This is a genomic window from Prochlorococcus marinus str. MIT 1013 (assembly GCF_027359395.1).
GTDB lineage: Bacteria > Cyanobacteriota > Cyanobacteriia > PCC-6307 > Cyanobiaceae > Prochlorococcus_B > Prochlorococcus_B marinus_E.
On record NZ_CP114778.1, the window covers coordinates 328,958 to 348,640 of the forward strand.

Annotated in this window: 21 protein-coding genes; 14 read left to right on the forward strand and 7 right to left on the reverse strand. The window is 30.3% G+C overall.

Annotation, left to right across the window (positions count from 1 at the left end; translation table 11 throughout):
- Positions 1–15 precede the first annotated feature (15 nt).
- Positions 16–930, forward strand: a complete 915-nt coding sequence (locus tag O5633_RS01755) for a branched-chain amino acid transaminase (protein ID WP_269610321.1) — start codon at positions 16–18, stop codon at positions 928–930.
- Between the two features lie 63 nt (positions 931–993).
- Positions 994–4,542 carry a methionine synthase gene (gene metH / locus O5633_RS01760; protein WP_269610322.1) on the forward strand — a complete coding sequence of 1,183 codons (3,549 nt, stop codon included), beginning with the start codon at positions 994–996 and terminating at the stop codon, positions 4,540–4,542.
- A gap of 33 nt (positions 4,543–4,575) precedes the next feature.
- On the opposite strand, the gene O5633_RS01765 is transcribed toward metH, so the two are convergent.
- Positions 4,576–4,803, reverse strand: a complete 228-nt coding sequence (locus tag O5633_RS01765) for a hypothetical protein (protein ID WP_269611291.1) — start codon at positions 4,801–4,803, stop codon at positions 4,576–4,578.
- A 515-nt stretch (positions 4,804–5,318) separates the two neighbouring features.
- Here O5633_RS01765 and O5633_RS01770 point away from each other — a divergent pair.
- Positions 5,319–6,155, forward strand: coding sequence for an ATP adenylyltransferase (locus O5633_RS01770; RefSeq protein WP_269610323.1), 837 nt, complete (start codon positions 5,319–5,321; stop codon positions 6,153–6,155).
- Positions 6,156–6,174: 19 nt separating this feature from the next.
- Here O5633_RS01770 and O5633_RS01775 read toward each other — a convergent pair whose 3' ends face one another.
- Complete coding sequence (locus tag O5633_RS01775) at positions 6,175–6,354, reverse strand: hypothetical protein (RefSeq protein ID WP_269610324.1); 180 nt, start codon at positions 6,352–6,354, stop codon at positions 6,175–6,177.
- Between the two features lie 171 nt (positions 6,355–6,525).
- Between O5633_RS01775 and O5633_RS01780 the strand changes: the two genes are divergently transcribed.
- Entirely contained in the window at positions 6,526–7,584 is a 1,059-nt protein-coding gene (locus O5633_RS01780; RefSeq protein ID WP_269610325.1) for a molecular chaperone DnaJ, read from the forward strand.
- A gap of 712 nt (positions 7,585–8,296) precedes the next feature.
- Here O5633_RS01780 and pheT read toward each other — a convergent pair.
- Complete coding sequence (pheT, locus tag O5633_RS01785) at positions 8,297–10,771, reverse strand: phenylalanine--tRNA ligase subunit beta (RefSeq protein ID WP_269610326.1); 2,475 nt, start codon at positions 10,769–10,771, stop codon at positions 8,297–8,299.
- Positions 10,772–10,887: 116 nt separating this feature from the next.
- Here pheT and rpmG point away from each other — a divergent pair, with 116 nt between their 5' ends.
- The 5 genes from rpmG to lptC are packed head-to-tail and all read left to right on the forward strand — an operon-like array spanning position 10,888 to position 14,906.
- A complete protein-coding gene (gene rpmG, locus O5633_RS01790; protein ID WP_269610327.1) occupies positions 10,888–11,085 on the forward strand; it encodes a 50S ribosomal protein L33 in 198 nt (65 codons plus the stop codon).
- Positions 11,086–11,112: 27 nt separating this feature from the next.
- A complete protein-coding gene (gene rpsR, locus O5633_RS01795) occupies positions 11,113–11,334 on the forward strand; it encodes a 30S ribosomal protein S18 (RefSeq protein WP_269610328.1) in 222 nt (73 codons plus the stop codon).
- Positions 11,335–11,357: 23 nt separating this feature from the next.
- Complete coding sequence (locus tag O5633_RS01800; protein WP_269610329.1) at positions 11,358–12,638, forward strand: ribonuclease catalytic domain-containing protein; 1,281 nt, start codon at positions 11,358–11,360, stop codon at positions 12,636–12,638.
- Positions 12,639–12,696: 58 nt separating this feature from the next.
- The gene (metG, locus tag O5633_RS01805) at positions 12,697–14,247 is read left to right on the forward strand and encodes a methionine--tRNA ligase (protein WP_269610330.1); all 1,551 of its coding nucleotides are present in this window, start codon (positions 12,697–12,699) and stop codon (positions 14,245–14,247) included.
- The gene (gene lptC / locus O5633_RS01810; RefSeq protein WP_269610331.1) at positions 14,247–14,906 is read left to right on the forward strand and encodes an LPS export ABC transporter periplasmic protein LptC; all 660 of its coding nucleotides are present in this window, start codon (positions 14,247–14,249) and stop codon (positions 14,904–14,906) included. The genes metG and lptC overlap by 1 nt, the downstream gene beginning before the upstream one ends.
- Here the strand turns inward: lptC and O5633_RS01815 are convergent.
- On the reverse strand, positions 14,892–15,509 hold the full coding sequence (locus O5633_RS01815; RefSeq protein ID WP_269610332.1) for a cofactor assembly of complex C subunit B: 618 nt from the start codon (positions 15,507–15,509) through the stop codon (positions 14,892–14,894). The two genes, lptC and O5633_RS01815, sit on opposite strands and share 15 nt — an antisense overlap.
- A 135-nt stretch (positions 15,510–15,644) precedes the next feature.
- On the opposite strand from O5633_RS01815, the gene cobU reads away from it, so the two are divergent.
- On the forward strand, positions 15,645–16,202 hold the full coding sequence (gene cobU / locus O5633_RS01820; RefSeq protein ID WP_269610334.1) for a bifunctional adenosylcobinamide kinase/adenosylcobinamide-phosphate guanylyltransferase: 558 nt from the start codon (positions 15,645–15,647) through the stop codon (positions 16,200–16,202).
- Complete coding sequence (locus O5633_RS01825; RefSeq protein WP_269610336.1) at positions 16,199–16,699, forward strand: tRNA (cytidine(34)-2'-O)-methyltransferase; 501 nt, start codon at positions 16,199–16,201, stop codon at positions 16,697–16,699. Before cobU ends, O5633_RS01825 begins: the two co-directional genes overlap by 4 nt.
- Before the next feature lie 11 nt (positions 16,700–16,710).
- On the opposite strand, the gene O5633_RS01830 is transcribed toward O5633_RS01825, so the two are convergent.
- The gene (locus O5633_RS01830) at positions 16,711–16,896 is read right to left on the reverse strand and encodes a hypothetical protein (protein WP_269610337.1); all 186 of its coding nucleotides are present in this window, start codon (positions 16,894–16,896) and stop codon (positions 16,711–16,713) included.
- Positions 16,897–17,138: 242 nt separating this feature from the next.
- Between O5633_RS01830 and O5633_RS01835 the strand changes: the two genes are divergently transcribed.
- Complete coding sequence (locus tag O5633_RS01835; protein WP_269610338.1) at positions 17,139–17,318, forward strand: hypothetical protein; 180 nt, start codon at positions 17,139–17,141, stop codon at positions 17,316–17,318.
- Between the two features lie 8 nt (positions 17,319–17,326).
- On the opposite strand, the gene O5633_RS01840 is transcribed toward O5633_RS01835, so the two are convergent.
- Entirely contained in the window at positions 17,327–17,533 is a 207-nt protein-coding gene (locus tag O5633_RS01840; RefSeq protein WP_269610339.1) for a hypothetical protein, read from the reverse strand.
- 329 nt (positions 17,534–17,862) lie between these two features.
- On the opposite strand from O5633_RS01840, the gene O5633_RS01845 reads away from it, so the two are divergent.
- Positions 17,863–18,078: a hypothetical protein gene (locus O5633_RS01845; protein WP_269610340.1), complete on the forward strand. Its 216-nt coding sequence runs from the start codon at positions 17,863–17,865 to the stop codon at positions 18,076–18,078.
- A gap of 747 nt (positions 18,079–18,825) precedes the next feature.
- Positions 18,826–19,017 (forward strand): hypothetical protein, encoded by a 192-nt coding sequence (locus O5633_RS01850; RefSeq protein ID WP_269610341.1) that lies wholly within the window; start codon positions 18,826–18,828, stop codon positions 19,015–19,017.
- Between the two features lie 77 nt (positions 19,018–19,094).
- Here the strand turns inward: O5633_RS01850 and O5633_RS01855 are convergent, their stop codons facing one another.
- Positions 19,095–19,250, reverse strand: coding sequence for a hypothetical protein (locus O5633_RS01855; protein ID WP_269610342.1), 156 nt, complete (start codon positions 19,248–19,250; stop codon positions 19,095–19,097).
- Between the last annotated feature and the right edge of the window lie 433 nt (positions 19,251–19,683).

A 19,683-nucleotide genomic window follows, 5' to 3' on the forward strand; every position in this document is an offset into this window, starting at 1 on the left:
TAGCTGGAACTAATAATGCATAATTTTCTTCCATTCGCTTGGTTTGAAGGGCAATGTATCCCATTTAATGAAGCGAAGCTATCTATAGCTACTCATGCACTTCATTATGGAACTGCAGCTTTTGGAGGAATGCGGGCTATTCCTGATCCAAATAATAGTAAATCATTTTTATTATTTAGAGCAGACAAACACGCAAAAAGATTATGTCAAAGTGCTAGATTTTTGATGTCTGAATTAGATGAGGATTTTGTCTTAAAGTCTCTTGAAACATTTCTTGTTAAAAACAAACCGACTCAACCTGTATACATCAGACCATTTGTATATACTAGTGACTTAGGAATTGCACCAAGGTTACATAATATAGAAACTAATTTCTTTATTTATGGAATAGAACTAGGTGACTATCTATCACCTGATGGGGTTACTTGTCGCGTTAGTAGCTGGACTCGTCAGCAAGACAACTCACTTCCATTAAGAGGTAAAATTAGTGGAGCTTATATCACTAGCTCGTTAGCCAAAACTGAAGCAGTAAAAAGTGGATTTGATGAAGCACTATTATTAAATAGTCAAGGAAAAATCAGTGAAGCTAGTGGTATGAATATTTTTATAGTCCGTAATGGTGAATTAATTACACCTGGTGTTGATCAAGATATTCTTGAAGGTATAACTCGTTCAAGTGTTATAGAACTGGCAAAAAGAGATGGAATAAATGTTATTGAAAGAGCAGTAGATAAAACAGAATTGTTTATATCTGATGAAGTATTCCTTACAGGAACGGCGGCAAAAATTACCCCTATAAAAATGATTGAAACTACATCAATGAGCAAAGATATGCCAATAATGAATTCATTAAGAAAGAAGTTGACTAAAATTACAGAAGGTTTAGTTCCTGAATATGAAAATTGGGTTAAACGTGTACACATAGATTAAAATAAGACTATATAACTTATTTAAATTAATGATTTTCATTTTTATAAGTTAAATATATAATTTATGACTGATTTTTTAGCCTATCTCAACTCTGATAAGAGACCGATATTAGTATTTGATGGCGCTACAGGAACGTCTCTGCAAGATCAACAACTTAATGCAGATGATTATGGCGGAGCTTCATTAGAAGGTTGTAATGAAAACCTTGTATTGACATCAGTTTCCAGTGTCGAAAAAGTACATGAATCATTTTTAAATGCAGGTTGTGATGTAATCGAAACAAATACATTTGGTGCAACTTCAATTGTTCTAGATGAATATGGAATTGGTAATAAAGCTTATGAGATCAATTTAAAAGCAGCACAAATAGCAAGGAATGTTGCAAATAAATATCAATCAGCGGAAAAACCACGATTTGTAGCTGGATCTATTGGACCAACAACCAAGCTACCAACCCTAGGTCATATCAGTTTTGATGAGCTAAAAAATTCATATCTTGAGCAAGCTAAAGCACTTATTGAAGGTGGAATTGATCTTTTTATTATTGAAACTTGCCAAGATGTCCTTCAAATCAAGGCTGCTCTGCAAAGCGTAAATGAAGCTATTGGTTCTGGAAAGAGAATTCCATTAATGGTGTCGGTAACCATGGAGACTACCGGCCAGATGCTTATTGGTAGTGATATTTCTTCTATTACAACAATACTGGAGCCATTTAATATTGATATTTTGGGCCTTAATTGTGCAACTGGCCCGGAAGAAATGAAAGATCATATTAAATATTTATCTGAGCATTCACCATTTCATATAAGTTGTATACCAAATGCAGGACTTCCTGAGAATGTAGGTGGCAAGGCTCATTATCGATTAACTCCAATGGAACTTAAGTTCCAACTTAGTCATTTTATTAATGATTTAGGAGTTCAACTAATTGGAGGTTGTTGTGGAACTAGACCGGAACATATTAAGCAACTTTCAGATTTATCTAAAGAGCTGTTATCTTCTGAGCAAAGATTGGATACTCTTTCAAAAGAAAGATCTATAATTCCTGCTGCATCATCAATATATGAGTCTATTCCGTATGTGCAAGATAACTCTTTCTTGATCGTAGGCGAGAGATTAAATGCTAGTGGATCTAAAAAAGTAAGAGAACTCCTAAACGATGAGGATTGGGACGGACTTGTTGGAATTGCAAAATCTCAACTGAAGGAAAATGCTCATGTTTTAGATGTAAATGTAGATTTTGTTGGAAGAAATGGGATCGAAGATATGTCTATGTTAGTCAAAAGACTTGTTAATAATATTAATTTGCCTTTGATGCTTGATTCAACTGATTATGAAAAAATGGAAAGTGGGCTAAAACATGCTGGCGGAAAATGTATTTTAAATTCTACTAATTATGAGGATGGTCCAGGCAGATTCTATAAAGTAATTGATCTTGCTAAACGATACGGGTCAGCGGTCGTAATTGGAACAATTGACGAAGATGGAATGGCTAGATCTGCTGATAAAAAAGCAGAAATAGCAACAAGAGCATATAAGGATGCGACTGATTATGGATTAAAAGCTTATGAACTTTTTTATGATCCTCTAGCATTACCTATCTCAACAGGATTAGAAGAAGATAGAAAGAATGGTTTAGAAACTATAAAAGCAATTAAGTTAATAAAAGATCAACATCCAGAAGTTCATTTAATCCTTGGAATTTCAAATGTAAGTTTTGGTTTATCTTCTAGTGCAAGAATTGTTCTTAATTCTATCTTTCTTAATGAAGCAATTAATGCCGGTCTTGATTCTGCAATTGTTTCTCCCTCCAAGATATTACCTTTAAACAAAATAAGTGAAGAAGAGATAAAAATTTGCATGGATCTTATTTATGATAGAAGAATATTTGAAAATAATGTGTGCACATATGATCCTTTAACTACCTTAACTAGTTATTTCGATGATTCAAAGACACTTTTAAACAAAAGTACAAATAATGATGATATTAAATTACCGATAGAAGAAAAACTAAAGAATCATATTATTGATGGTGAAAAAACTAATTTACATTCAAATCTTGATATCGCTTTAAATAAATATAAACCTTTAGTAATAATTAATGAATTTTTATTAGATGGAATGAAAGTTGTTGGTGAATTATTTGGGTCGGGCCAAATGCAATTACCCTTTGTTCTTCAATCTGCAGAAACAATGAAATTTGCTGTTTCATATTTAGAGGATTTTATGGATAAATCTGAGGTTAAACAATCAAAAGGAAAATTTATTATCGCTACAGTTAAGGGTGATGTCCACGATATTGGTAAAAATCTAGTAGATATAATCTTATCAAATAATGGTTATGAAGTTATTAATTTAGGAATTAAGCAAGAAGTCAATTCAATAATTAATGCACAGAAAGAGCATAACGCTGATTGTATTGCCATGAGTGGACTACTAGTTAAATCAACTGCATTTATGAAAGATAATCTTAAAGCATTAAATGAAGAAGATATATCTGTGCCTATTATTCTTGGAGGAGCAGCTCTGACTCCAAAATTTGTTAATCAAGATTGTGCAAGTGTTTATAAAGGGAAAGTTATTTATGGTAAAGATGCTTTTACAGATTTAAAATTTATGGATTCATATATGAAAGCAAAGGAATTAAATAACTGGGATAATTTCTCAGGCTTTAAAGAAGGTGCTCCCGAGGGAATTACTATTGGTAATTATAATAATACAAATACTCATCAAAAAATTAATATCAACAAAATCAAAGAAAAGCCTATTGAAGATAACTCAAGATCAAAAGATATATCTGAAATAGATCCTATTAAACCACCATTCATAGGGCCAAAGTTTTTATTAGATAAAGATATAGATATAACTAAAGTTTATAAATTCTTAGATCGTAATGCTTTATTTGCAGGCCAATGGCAAATGAAACGTTCCAAGCAGATGTCTGCTTCTGATTATAAGGACTTTTTACTTAAGAAAGCAGAACCGAAGTTAGATTACTGGATGAACAAAATAATAAATGAAAAGCTTATTAATCCTTCATTAGTTTATGGATATTTTCCTTGTGGTAGAGTTGGTAATAATTTAAAAGTATATGATAAAGATCACCAAAGCCTTTTAGGTGATTTTTTATTACCTAGGCAAAGATCTGGGAAAAGGTTTTGTATAGCAGATTTTTATAATGACTTAAATAACAATCAGCCTACAGATTATTTGCCAATGCAGGCTGTAACTATGGGAGAATCAGCTAGTGAATATTCTCATAAATTATTTAGTCAAGATTCATATTCTGATTATCTATTTTTTCATGGGTTAACTGTCCAACTGGCAGAAGCACTTGCTGAATATATACATTCTGTTATTAGAATCGAATGTGGTTTTGAAGATTATGAACCTGACAATATTAAAGATATATTAGATGTTAAATACCGAGGTTGCCGTTATTCTTTTGGGTATCCAGCTTGTCCAGAAGTTTCAGATTCTAGAAAACAACTACTTTGGCTTAATGCAAAAAAAATCAATATCTCAATGGACGAAAGTGAGCAACTTCATCCAGAACAAAGCACCACAGCTATTGTTGCATTACATCCAGTCGCTAAATACTTTGGAATATAAATATCATGCCTTATTTGATATTTATATAGAAAATTAGTTACTAATTTCATCGATTGTTTCTAATACTTCCATCTGAAACTCTGCCATTGATTCTGAGTCACTTAAATCAATTCCCTCTCCGGCAGCATTTTGAGTTAATTCCTGAAAGTGAAAAGCACCTTCACCCGTCGCCAAAAATTCCATACCAGAAGTTTCCCCGCTCTCGCGAAACGCATCGCATAGAGCTATAAAAGCTTGGTCTTCAGAAAAGTCCCAATCCATCGAGGACACATTACTAAATGAGGTTTTACCTCTTTCCCCCCTGCTTTCGTCAACCTTATTTGCCAATAATCTTAAACTATTTTGCAAATTGATAAATTTGCTTTTTCCTTCGTTAACCATAAACCATTCCAGTGCAATGGTTTTTGAGAACTTGGCGATTTAATTGCTAGCTCATGACTTTCGAGTTCGTTCTCCTTTTCATTTTTGCAAATATGATTTAATAAAAGGATTTTTAATCGAATAAACGAGAAGATCTTGCACGTTATCAAGCAGTCTGTAGAAGCCTATAAATCGCCTCTAGTGCGTCAAACCAATTGTATACGTGCAATCCACCCATTCATGCCCTAGACGGCTTATTAGGCATAAATCTCATGACTTCGCGTAACTTGATTAGCTTCTTCATTAATTTTGAAGTTAATGATTATTGATTAGTTAATAAGCTTTTAAATAATTTTTTATTTTTTAGATTATTAATTATATAATCAAATAAAATTAATTATCTAGGTCTATTTGAGGTGAAGAGCGAAATTATATGGTCTAAAGCTCTCGAGATTAGTAGAAAAGCTGTAGATTGCGGTGCTGTAATTCCACTAGAGACTAAAAAATATCAATCAAATGATGCATATTGTGATTATGAACTACGTTTTCTCAAAACTCCTATACCTAAGTATTTAATTGAATATGGACCTATACGAAATCCATTTATTCCTTGGGATACTAGACTACAAATACTGCCAATAAATGATAAACATACACTAATATTAAATAAATATCCAGTACAAATAGGGCACATGTTATTAATAACCAATTGCTGGAAACCACAAAATGGTTGGCTTAGTGAAGATGATTTTGAAGCTATTCAAAATGTTGATAATGATACTACCGGTTTATGGTTTTTTAATAGTAGTAAAGAATCTGGTGCTAGTCAGCCTCACCGACATTTTCAATTATTACCAAGACATTATAATGAGAGTATTTGTCCTAGATATGAATGGTTTTGCTCTTTATTAAATAACATGCACGATACCAATTCTAAAATTTCTCATTGTATATCAATTAGACCTAGGAATAAAAAAGAAGTCTTAAACTCGAATGATTTATTTAACTCATATAAGTCTATGGCTAAAGAGATGAATATAGGTGATATTGACTTAATTAATAAACCTATAAAACCATATAATTTGCTTATAACATCTAAATGGATTGCACTTATAACACGTAAAACTGATAGATCTAATGGATTCAGTATAAATGCTCTTGGTTTCGCTGGTTATTTTCTTGGAACAAAAAGATCTGATGTAGATACTCTTATTAAATTTGGTCCAGAAAGAATATTAATGGATGTGATTTAAGCAGTAGATTAAAGTTAATTTAGCCTTCGACACTAGGAGTTGTTGAATTCATTTGTTCTTCAAGTTTTGATATTGATGCTGTGATTGCAGCAAGTTTTCTTTCATAAGATTCTTTAATAGAAATTAAAAAATTTAATTTCTTTTCTTGAAAAAATTTTTTTCTTTCATTCCAGTTTCTAGATGAGTCGCAGAAGTTCATTTCTGATTACATTTTTATTAACTGTAAAAATAATACATAATAATATTGATCAATGTGGACATAATTTAATTTTAAGATAATATACTGAAATTTTAATATATTTTGCAATTAGAGATTAATTATATAAATTCAAAGCTAAAAGTGTTTTGAAGATAAAAATGCTATTAATATGTGACTAGATATAAGGATCTTGTGGCAGAAGGGGAAGGCAAGGAAGTAAAGAGAATATCAATTGATTTACCAATTGATCTAGTTGCTGGCGTCGATCGACTTCGTAAAGAGTGGGGATTTAGAGCTAGAGGACTAGTTTTTGAGAGATTATTAGAGGTTATTTTATCTAATGATTTGGATGATAATATAATTGAAAATAAACAACTAGATTTTAATCATAATAGTAATCAGGATTCTTCATCTTCTCAAAATGGAATAGATATTAGTAACCAGGAAGAAAAAGCACTTGTGATAGTTGGTAATAAGAATATTGAAATAAAAAACGTTGCTGTCAATGATGTCAAACCTAAGGATGTTCAAAGTAATAAACAAGATATTGTCTCTACAGGCATTGAATTACCAGGTTTTATTAGAAAACAAACTACAAATCTAAAGAGAAGTTTGAGTAAAGATAAAACTTTTAAAAATATGGAAGATACCTCAATTACCACTATTAATATTGATGATTTGTTAAAAGCGAAAGATGCTGCAGAAAAACATTGGATCTATCTTTATGGGCAAAAACCGACTGAAAGTGTCATTGAGGCTTCAATGATATGGCTTGCTAGAGATATCTGGCCAAATGTCGATGGCACAGAAAATATTCCTTTTACTTGGAATGCTGCCTGTAAAATGCTTAATTCCTATTGCAGTGATTGGAAAATTGATGCGGTAACTTTTGATGATGTGGTTATATTGGCAGGAGCGCTCGAAGATCCCTTTTCAGCTAAAAACCTAAGAAGTAGAATCCCCACGCTCATTCGCAGATTCGTTAATAAATTCAAACGTAGTCAAAATGTAACTTCATTCCAAACGCTTGAGTCTACGATGACTGTTCATGGTGCTCTGAAGTTATTGGGGTTGCCAACAAAGGCTGGATCATCGTTAACCCTTTCTTTTATTAGAGATGCCTATAAAGAAAAAGCTCTTTCCAATCATCCTGACGCTGGAGGATCTAACGAAACCATGAGAAAGTTAAACGAGGCTTATCAGTTACTCAAAGATTTATACAAAAATTAGGATCTTACAAGTCTTATCATGGTCTAACTATGGGTCTATATATAAGACTTGCATTAGACGAGTTAGATTAGAAATGAATTTAATTAATTAAGGATTGGAGTAAATAAAGATCCGTTAATTCAAATTATTATTTTCTTTTAGTTGAAAAATTAATTCATCAAAGGTACAAGAAGTCATCTATTGCAATTTAAAATGCATTAAAATTGGAATTTATATTTATGCGTTTTGTCGAGTTTCTTTGGATTTAGCTTTGCCTAAGATTAGATTTGTCCATTTTTTGTCCAGTCGTCATTGCATAGCTTTAATTCATTGCTATAACATGTTTTTATCCCCTGCATAACTGCTTTATAGACAGTTATGCATTTCAAGAAAAAACATAATTCATTTTTGCTTTAAATAGCAAGAGATTATTTCTGAATTTAGAGTATATTCTCGTCTCTCACTTCTATTATTAGACTCTTTATGAGTCCTAAATCGATTCTCGTATGAGAGTCTAAAGATATCTTTTCTGCGTTGTTGTTGTTGAATTTATATATGGCGATGTATTTAATATTATTAATCTCTAATCAAATTTTAAAACAAAGAAACTAAGAAGACAGCCATGAAAACATGCAGACTTTGTCAATTATTTCGAGGATCTGGCTTGATCTACTATGTCTTGCCCTGGTCTATAGCTAAGACTAAGTTTTAGACTTAGACTGGACGCGTTAGACTAGCTTCTGAGGTCAGCTTTTATCCTTTCTTTAAGAGCATTCCTTATTTTTTCGTGTATTGGATTTATATCTTCTTCTACTAGAGTTTTTTTAGGATCCCTATACTTTATTCTAAAAGCCTGGCTAACAGAATCCTCGGGAATAGAAGATCCCTCGTATCGGTCTATCAATTCCACTTTTTCTAAAAGTGGTCTTCCGGTTTTCTTGATTAGATTAATTATTTCTAATGAGCTATATTTTTTTGAATGAATAAGCGCAATATCTCTTTCCATGTAAGGAACAGTGGGATAATCCTTGTAAATTCTTGTCCAATTTGATTTCCTTGTCGTGGCTTTAATCAAGGCATCATATTCAAGGTTAAATAAATAAGTTTCTTTAATTAGATCATATTTCTCAGAAAGAGAAGGGTGAGTTTGACCAAAGTATCCGATACTTTTTCCTTCAACAAATAATTCAGATGTTCGACCCGGATGCATGAAATCTTTGTCGCTAAGTTGCTTATCAATAATTTCAATTCCTAGAACTTCAAGAGATTGCTTAAGTTTTCCTCTTGCTGCAAAATAATCTAATGATATTTGTTTTGATGCTGTTCCCCACTTGCTAAATCGTTTATTACCAGTCAGCGAACCTGCTAATAAATTAGTTTCTACAAAGCTTTCTTTATCTTTTTTGTATGTCTTTGCTATTTCAAAGATCCAACAACCTTCAGCTCCAAAAGATACATTTCTCTGCAGAATTTTAAGATGTTCATCCCATACATTTGTTCTTAATCTACTTGTCTCTGATAATAATGGATTTTTGATTAATACAATATTTTCATCATTATTATCAGGACCAACAAGTGAAGAAGTAACTACTTCTTGAAAACCATTATAGATAAAAGAATTTCGTAAACGTCTTTCAACCAATTTAGAAGGTGTTAGTACTCCTGGCTCAAGAGGATCTGGCATATTTGAATCGAAATTATCATAGCCAATTAGTCTTGCTATCTCTTCTATTAAATCAATTTCTCTTGTTAAATCAGATGATCTGTAAGGAGGAATTTGTACATTCCAACCACTAGAATTAGAAGTAAGTAGACAACCAAGCTTTGTTAGAAGATGCTCAATCTCATCCTTATTAAGATGACGAAGTGTATTTGAACTTTTATCTAATACATTATTAATTGAGCAACTGAATTTACCTAGGACGCTATTTATTTTTTCCATTCTAAGATTGACACTAATACTACTGTTCTTAAATCCATTATTAACATGAGTCGATTTAATATTCGCTCCTAATTCTAACGAAATAAGTTTACTCGCTCTATTTGAGACTGCTAATGTAATATTAGGAGATATGCCCTTTTCGTATCTACTACTTGCATCTGTCCTGAGCCCTATTTCTCTACTACTATTTCTAATAGATGTAGGAGTAAACACAGCCGCTTCTAACCAAATCCTTGTTGTTTTAGCACTTACAGAACTATTATTTCCACCAATAATTCCAGCTATTGCAATTGGAAAATCGTCGCATGTAATTACCTTTATATTTGGATTTAATTTATATTCTTTTTTATCAAGAGAAATAAATGATTCGCCTTCTTTACCATTTCTAATACCAAAATCATTTGGTATTACTTTTCTACCTACTATATTATCTAATAGATCTGCATCAAAGGCATGTAGAGGCTGTCCTTGTTCAAGCATTAAATAATTTGTTATGTCTACAACTGGATTTATACAATTTTGTCTTAATGAACATAATTTATAATTAATATTTTTGTTTATCTTTCCAGTATTATCTATGTTATCTATATATGTAAGTGAGTAGATACAGTCTGAACCAAGCGTTTCTTTATCTCTTATCTTTGGTTCAAACCTTTCAAATTCTTCATCATAATTTAAGTTTGGTAATGTTAATTTTGAATTTGTTATTGTTGATATTTCTCGTGCTATACCCACCATAGACATACCATCAGGTCTGTTAGCAGTAATAGCTAATTCAATTATGGTGTCATTTAAACCAAGATAATCCACAGCATTTGATCCAATGGGAGGGATATTTGTTTCACTTTCTTCAAGAATTTCTATACCTTTATTATTACTTTCAATGCCTAATTCATCCAATGAACAAATCATTCCTTCGCTTTCTACTCCACGTAAATTAGATAATTTTATTTTTAATGACTTAGAAGATAAATAGGCTCCAACCTTCGCTACAAGGACGTGATATCCAGCTTTTACGTTTTGTGCACCACAAACAATACTAAGCTTTTTGGGTAAACCAACATCTACAGAACAAACTTTGAGCTTTTCGGCATTTGGATGTGGTTTGATTTCGTCAACAAAACCAATAACAACATTCTTTGCTTGCTCTGATAAGTCTTCTAATGATTCAACTTCAAAACCTGTCATTGAAAGCTTTTCAGCTAATAAATCAATATCATCGTTAAATTCAACAAGATTTTTTAGCCAGGAAACTGATACCTTCATGATTTGCTCTGACAGGAGTTAAACATAGTTGCTCAAATGAATTTATAAAAAAGGGTGCTTAGCCTAGTAAGATTGTACTTTGTTCCCTAGACTCACAAAAGTTGAGCTAAGTTCATATGGCTAAAAAAGGTACCAGAATAGTGGTTACTTTAGAATGTACTGAGTCTAGATCTGTGCCTAGCTCAGAGAAACGCTCTGCAGGAGTATCTAGATACACCACAGAAAAAAATCGTAGGAACACTTCTGAGAGACTTGAACTTAAAAAATTCTGTCCTGAATTAAACAAGATGACTATTCATAGAGAAATCAAATAATCATTTCCTTTTATACACTTTTTTAAAATGACTAATTCACTATTTAAACAAAAGCTCTCTCCTGTAAAGCCAGGAGATCCTATTGACTATAAAGACGTAGAATTATTAAAAAAATTTATTACGGATAGAGGTAAAATCTTACCTAGAAGACTTACAGGACTAACAGCCAAGCAACAAAGAGATTTAACCACAGCAGTTAAAAGAGCAAGAATTATTGCCTTACTTCCCTTTGTTAATCCTGAAGGATAAGTTATTATTCTATTAATAATAGAATGTGCAATGAAATAATAGATAACGAAATAATAAATATAATATCTAGATTCAAACAGACAAATAACACAAGCTCTGTATTAAAAGATCTGACACATCTGAAAACTTACTCAATAGATGACTCTCAAACCTTAGAAATAGATGATGCTATTTCATTAGAAAAAATATCGCGTCATTACAAGTTATGGATCCACATTGCATCACCTTCTTCATATATTGAATATCAATCAGCTATTGATAAGAAGGCAAGGAAGCTTATTTCAACTATTTATTTATCAACTAATACTTATTACATGCTTCCCGAAATTTTAATTAATAATTTTTTTAGTCTAAGTGAAAAAGAAAAGAGAGAATCATTGAGCATAGGTGTTATTTTTAATGAAGACGGCAGTGTTTCTTCTTCAGAAATAGTACCGACTTTAATCAAAGTAGACTACAGATTAAACTATTCAGAAGCTGATGAACTTATTGATTATGCTCCAAAAGAAGAAGATTTAAACTATATCTCACAAATTTTACAAAGTAGAAAATGCTGGAGAAAGAATTCAGGTGCTGTGGAAATACTAGAATCATATGGAAAGATTATTGTAGAAGATAAGATTCCCATCCTTAAGATAATAGATCCAACGTTATCTAGACAATTAATAAGTGAAGCAATGATCTTGTACGGAAATATAATTTCTGATTTTACTAAGGTCAATAAAATTCCTGTACCATATAGGGTTCAAGAAAGCATTGATATAGTTAGTAAAGACAATATTCAAACTTCGAATAATAATGTTTTATATAATTTTTTACTTAAGAAAAACATGAGTAAATCATATTATTCTTTAACCCCTATGCCTCACTATAGTTTAGGTTTAACATCTTATTTACATTCTACATCGCCTATTAGAAGATATGCTGATTTGTTAGTCAGTTATCAATTAAATAGATATCTTAAAAATAAAGATCTTATATCTAAAGAAGAAGTTGAACAAATTATTCATGATATTAATAATCAAGGAAGACAAAATATTATGAGATATAGAGAAGATCAAAAATATTGGTTAAGTAAATGGTTCGAAAATAACTCGTTTAGAGAATATCAAGTAATATTACTCAATTGGATAAACAGATTTAAAAATATATGTATTTTATACTTTATAGAATATAAGTTTTCTACTATATGTAATTTAAATTCAAAAATAAATTTAAATATTGGAGATAATTTATACGTTAAAAATACAATCCATAATAATAATGATATAATTCATTTTGAATTAATTTCATCATCTAAATAAAAGAAAATTTTTAATGTGCAAAAGCTTTAAAAATATAATATAATAATTAGAGTATTTGATGAATATGAAATACACAATTACAACACCACTATATTATGTTAATGACAAGCCTCATCTAGGTAGTTCTTATACAACAATTGCTTGTGATGCAATGGCTCGATTTCAAAGACTAAATGGAAATACAGTACTTTTTATCACTGGAGTTGATGAACATGGTCAAAAAATCGAACGAACCGCACAAAGTAAAAACCTTCAACCTCAACTACATTGTGATGAAATCACAGAAAAGTATAAGCATTTATGGGATAAATTAAATATTAGTTATGATCGTTTTGTAAGGACAACCTCTGAAGATCATATATCGTTAGTTCATCAATTTTATTCCAAAGTTTTAAATTCTGATGATGTTTATATGGGTAGGCAAAGTGGTTGGTATTGCGTTGGTTGTGAGGAATATAAGGAAGTAGATGAGAATCATAAAAGTCCATTCTGTTCAATTCATAAAAAGGAATTAGAATGGAGAGATGAAGAGAATTTATTTTTTAAATTATCAAAATATCAAAATCAAATTGAACAATTAATTCAATTAGATGGTTTCATTTCTCCTAAAAGTAGAAAAAATGAAATTATCAATTTTGTCTCAAAAGGGCTAAGAGATTTCTCAATTTCTAGAGTAAACTTAAAATGGGGGATAAATGTTCCTGGACATAAGGATCACACATTTTATGTATGGTTCGACGCCTTATTAGGATATGTTAGTGGATCTCTTCTTGATCAAAACTCTCCTGAACTTACTGAAGAATCTTTATGTAATTGGCCTGCAAATATACATGTAATTGGTAAGGATATACTCAGATTCCATGCTATTTATTGGCCTGCAATGCTACTTTCTGCTGGCATTAAAATACCTAAAAGTGTCTTTGGACACGGTTTTTTAACTCGAGAAGGTCAAAAAATGGGTAAATCACTAGGTAACGTACTTGACCCCATTGAACTCTTGGAATATGGAGGTATAGATGCAATGAGATGGTATCTTTTGAGAGATATCGAATTTGGAGAAGATGGTGATTTTCAAATGAGAAGATTTGTGGATATTGTTAATAGTGATTTAAGCAATACGATTGGTAATTTGTTAAATCGAACTATTACAATGTCTAAAAAATGGTTTAAAGAAAAAATCCCAATAGATAAAACATTATTACTAGAATCCCCACTTAAAGTTCAATCACAGATAAAAATAAATGAATATATTAAATCATTTGAGGACAGTAATTTTAAAAATTCGGCAAACGCCATTATAGATTTAGCTAATACCGCAAATCTTTATTTAAATGACCGTGCCCCATGGAAGCTAATTAAAGATATAGCAAATAAAGATATTGTTGCTCTTGATATATATTCCGTACTCGAATCATGTCGTATTATTGGAATATTGCTAAATCCGTTTGTTCCAGATTTAAGTAACAGAATATTAAATCAGTTAAAAATTGATTCGTCATCTATAAACTTTCAAAAATCATTACATTGGGGTTTGTTAGATCCTGATAATGGACTACAAGATCCATGTCCTGTAATGGACAAGATTGAATTTAATGAGAATTCTATCTAGTGAAATATTTCCAAATTTATTTTCTACTAATTTTTTCTTTATTACCTTTATTTGGCTGTGAAAAATTTAAAAAATCTACTACAAAGATAGATAATAAAAGCTATATTAATGATTTTGTATTACTTCAAGAAAATCCTAATAATCAAACTAGTGTCAAAATCACTAGTCCTAATGCCATCATTGATCCAACAAATAATGATATTGAAATATTTGAAAGCTCAATTGAAATACATAATAAAAATGGTCAAGACTTTAAAGTTAAATCTGGCAATTCTACTCTAAATAATTTAACAAATACTATTAGAGTTTTTAATAATGTAAACATATCATTTCTTAATAACCAGGATTACTATATTACTACTGATTCATTTGATTGGGATTTAAATACATCTTTTATTTACATAAATAATTCACTTAATATTAATTTTGATACTTCTAATATTATTGCCTCGAAAGGTTTATATAACATTGATTCAAGTCTACTTAAAATTGATAATACTGAATTTAATAGAAATATTTATAATTCTAATGATAAAGAGGAATATCAAATAGAAATTAAATCTGACTTTGCAAAATGGTTTAAGAAAGATAATACATTAGTTTTTACATCTAATGATAAACAGGTAGAAACAACTATTAACTTTCTACTTACTGAGTAGAATATATAACTTATCAGACCATCCTGATATCCATTTTTCATCTGAATTAGTAAAAGATCTCTTTGACCAACCTCCAACTATTGTGAGACCTCTTTTAGAAAGAGGATAAACAATAACAGCAGGCAAATTATTTAACACGCTATCAAACTCATCTCTACCTGGAAATAATTCTGTATTAACTAATGAGATCAATCTTTGTTGATCAATAGACCTATTACATATCTCTCCAGGTTCAAAGATTTCTTTAGAAATCAAGCCTCTTCTAAGTATTACTCTATTATCCCAATATATTAATATTGTACTAGCAGCAGTTGCAGTGAGTATTTGCTTACTCCCCCATGCTAATTCAATTCTTTGATCTTCAGATAATTCATCACAAAGTTCAAATCCTTCCTTTCCATTCAACTTCACTTTAGTAATCGGTTTTGGTTTAATTTCAGTCCAGAGATAGCCTATAGTTATTAATGTTATTGAAGCAATTCCAGATATTGTCTCTGCTCTTACTAAAGTTGGATTAACTTGATTAGCATTAGCAATATTTATAATTGATAAAATTAATAAAAAAGCTCCAAATACTATAACTAAGCTAGAAATTTTATACATCTATTTGTTCCATCAAGTTGAAAAATCTTTATATTGATTCTGTATTATACATATAAGTGTGTACCTTTAATTTTTAGCTATATAGATATAATATATAAAGCACACTATTAATAGATTTATCCACTAGCTCAGAAGATGATCACACCAATAGCCAAAAATTATAAAGGACTCATATCAATTACTGGACCGACAAGAAGTGGAAAAAGTCAATTAGCTGAATTTTTGATAAAGGAGCAAGATCCCGTAACTTATATTGCAACATCAAAACCAAGACCAAATGATCCAGATTGGCAACAAAGGATAAATCATCACAGGAAGAGAAGACCTAACAACTGGAAGCTCATTGAGCATCCAAAAGACATCTGCAAAGCAATTGAATCGGTAAGAGGAAATGAATCAATATTAATAGACTCATTAGGTGGTTTAGTTGAGCATCACCTAATAGAAGAAGATTATCAATGGAATAATTTCCAAAATAAATTAATTAATTGCCTTACTGAAAATAATTTATGCGTTGTTGTTGTTTCTGAGGAAGTTGGGTGGGGAATTGTTCCTGCCACACCAATAGGTCATTTATTTCGAGAACGTCATAGCACCCTAACCTCATTGATTAGTTGCCATTCAAAAAAAAGGTGGCTAGCTGTCAATGGGACTGCAATTGACTTAGATAAAATTGGTGATCTAATACCATGAATTCATTAAATAGTTCTAGACCTCGAGTCGCATTATTTGAACCAAGAATTCCTCAGAATACTGGAACAATTGGTAGATCATGCTTAGCTTTCGATATGTCGTTAGATATTATTAAGCCAACTGGTTTTAGCTTTGAAGATAAATATTTAAAAAGAGCTGGCTTAGACTACTGGAAAGATGTTGATGTGCGTTTATATGAATCTTTTGAACATTATAAAAAGAATTTTAGCAACTCTAGATTTGTTGCTCTTACCAAAAAAAGTAGTAATTCAATTTCAAATATTATTTATAAAGATACAGATATACTTTTATTTGGAAGAGAGGATACTGGTTTACCCGATAGCATAATGAACAAGTGTGAAATAGTTGCGGGTATACCAATGCCAGGGGGAGAGAATCAATTAAAGAGTGGTGGTGTTAGAAGTTTGAATTTATCAGTTGCATGTGGGATAGTTTGTTATTCAGCGTGTTTACAATTAAATTTATTAAGCAAGTAACCTTATACTTATTATCCAAGATAGGTACAATATAAAACTCCATCATTAATTACATTGTTATCATCGACCTCTAACCATTCTTTATATTCAGCATAAAGAGCTTCCCTGTTATCACCTTTCAAGTTATTGAGACGTTTTAGTGATCTGTTAAGCATTACCTCAACTGCTTGTAAAGCTCCAGATTGCCTTGAAAACATAGAGGTATACAATAATTAAATATACCTTAAAAGATGAACGAGTATATTTCAGTTTCATTTATTACAAAATTTAAAAATAATCATTACTGATTAGGATAAAACAAATTCATAGAATATAACGCAATGTTCTTTATTTCGATAAACATTGGAAATAATCTAGATATAAAATTAAAGAGTTACGGGATTTACTAATTAACAGATGTTAATACAAGAAGTAAGGTTATCGCATCCTAGGAACACATATGCCAAAAACAGGATTAGTAGGAAGTTGTGAGGTCGCAATTAATTCTGCACTTATGATGCTATCAAAACTAGAAGGTAAAAACAAAAATGCTCTAGAAAGTGAATTTAGAGAATGGATAAATGCTATTGAAAGTAATGATAAAAACTACGATATATTTTATATAAATAAAATAAATTAATATATATCCTAGGCCCGAGGATGAAGATCAGGATATATTGTATTTTGATCTTTTATTCTACCTGGGTTTTCGCGATCTGAACTTTTCGCTGCATTAAAAATAATAATAAAAGGGATAAATATTGCAAAAAAATAAAAGTGTAAAAGAACTAAATCCCATGGTAATCCTGCATTTCCATAATCTGGAAAAAACAAAGCAGTAGTAAATAGTAACATTACGATTAAGAATCTATTGACAATTTAGCTAGTATTATTCTTGATCGTGACTTATTTTTTAGACTAGCACTTTATTAAAAGATTTAATTTTCACAAGATTCTTAATGCTTCGATCTATTTCTTACTTTGTTCTTGGAAAATTTCACAACTTAGATTATATGATTATATAATAATTGCGTAGTTTTAAAAGCCGAAATATAATGCCTAGAAAATATTCTAAAAAAGTACTATTTTATATATAATACGTTATGAATGAAACAAACTAGTGATTTCCATAGAAATAAACTAAGAACTATAGTAAAATATAAAAATTAGTTAATTAAATAAAAATGAAGTCTATATTGATAATTCTAAAGAAAATCAGAAATCTTTCAGCCTACTTTTTCTTGATAGCGATTTATTTCTTTTTTGTTAATCTTGAAGCAAGAAAAGACAAAAATAATAACTTAAATTCTGAAAAGGAAAATATATTACCTAATGATACGGCTGGCTTTTATAAGGAAAACATAAGAATAAAAATACCAGTTATTCCATACAAAGAATAAAATCCTACCTGATAACTAATTTAGATTTCCTTGCCTTAAACAACTCTGCTTGCCTTTGTTCTGCTCGGTTAAGCTGTTTTTTAATTTCAATGCAGTGCTCGCAGTTGCAAGTCATTTTAGAAAGAAGATTAAAGTAGGGACTTTTTTGATGGCGATGAAATAAAGTTATTAATCCAATTAGAGGGATTTAGACAAAGAGATTAGTTAGGTAGCTTTCTAAATTTAACAATTCTATTTTTAAGATCAAGTGTTTTTTTTTGATCTAACAATAATGTGTGATATGTACTTTATATGGTGATTTGATTTAGTCCAAATCATTTTGGATAGTGTTTCACTGTTCAGTATAACTAGCCTCTTTTTCGTTATGGGAATCCTAGTATAGATCTAGTTTGAATGTAATTATTCTACTAAATGACAATCCTGTCATCTCGTTCTTTAATTTATCTTGATTAATGAATCTCATTATTTGTATGTTTTTTTTAAAGAGAATTAAAAGAGTTGATTTCAATCAACATATATAATATTTGATTAGGGTTAATTAAGGCACATAAATGTACCGCATTAAATTAACCATCAAAGATTTTGTTTTGCTCAATCATATAATCTTGTCTTAAACAAGTTGTCTTACTTCTATTCTTTTTTGATTTAAATGGCTTATTTCAACTAACCTTTGTTTATATATTTTTATTTATAATATCTTAAATACCATAATGATTTAGTGTACTATGTAAATATTGAGAGATAAATATGAATAGAAAACTATTTAGTTCAGAGAACCATAGATCCCAATCCATTCTTGGCTTTGATAAAAGAGCCGCACTTGCCATACAAAATCATTTTCGTTTAAGCAATTATCAAATGTTAGTCCTTAGTTGGTTAAAGGGTCTATGGACTGGAATTTTAATTTCTCTTGTTCTTCACTATTTTATAAGTCACTAAAACATATATAATCATCATAGCTTTCAGAATAAAATAACATTATTTATATGGAATTTAATAATACGAATTGAATTATTTTAGTTTTTGTTTGTTTTTTCAATAACTTTTTGGGATTCAGCTCTTGAAAGAGTTGCTTCAATTTGAGCCAATACTTGATGCAGTTCAGCAGTCTTATTCAATGAGTTCTCAGCCATTGATCTAAGCTTTTGAAGTTCTTTAGATGCCGTTTTCATAAAGAAAATGAAACGATTAAATTTTTCTTAGATAAAAAAAGTCAATTACCTAAGAAATTATTTTTATAACACATTTACAAACATGCCAAAAATATTCTTGATGTCAAGAGTCGAAAGCTTTATCTGTAGATAAATCCATGATTTTCGGGACATAATTATTGATCCGAGTTAATTAATAAGTAATTATCTAAATAAAAAAAAACACAAAGATCTATTTGATCCTGTGTTCTTTAAATAATTAAAAAAAACTTAATTAATCTGAAAATAAATTTTATTATAAACTTAAAACTAATCTCCCTTTCCTTTCTTTTCAGAATCTACAGGTCTAACTGGCTTAGGCAAAAGCATGATAAAAAATTCTAGTCTCTATATTATTTATAGTTGTTTTTCAAATTTCGTAAATAAGAATTATAAGTTTGAAACTTCTTGATAC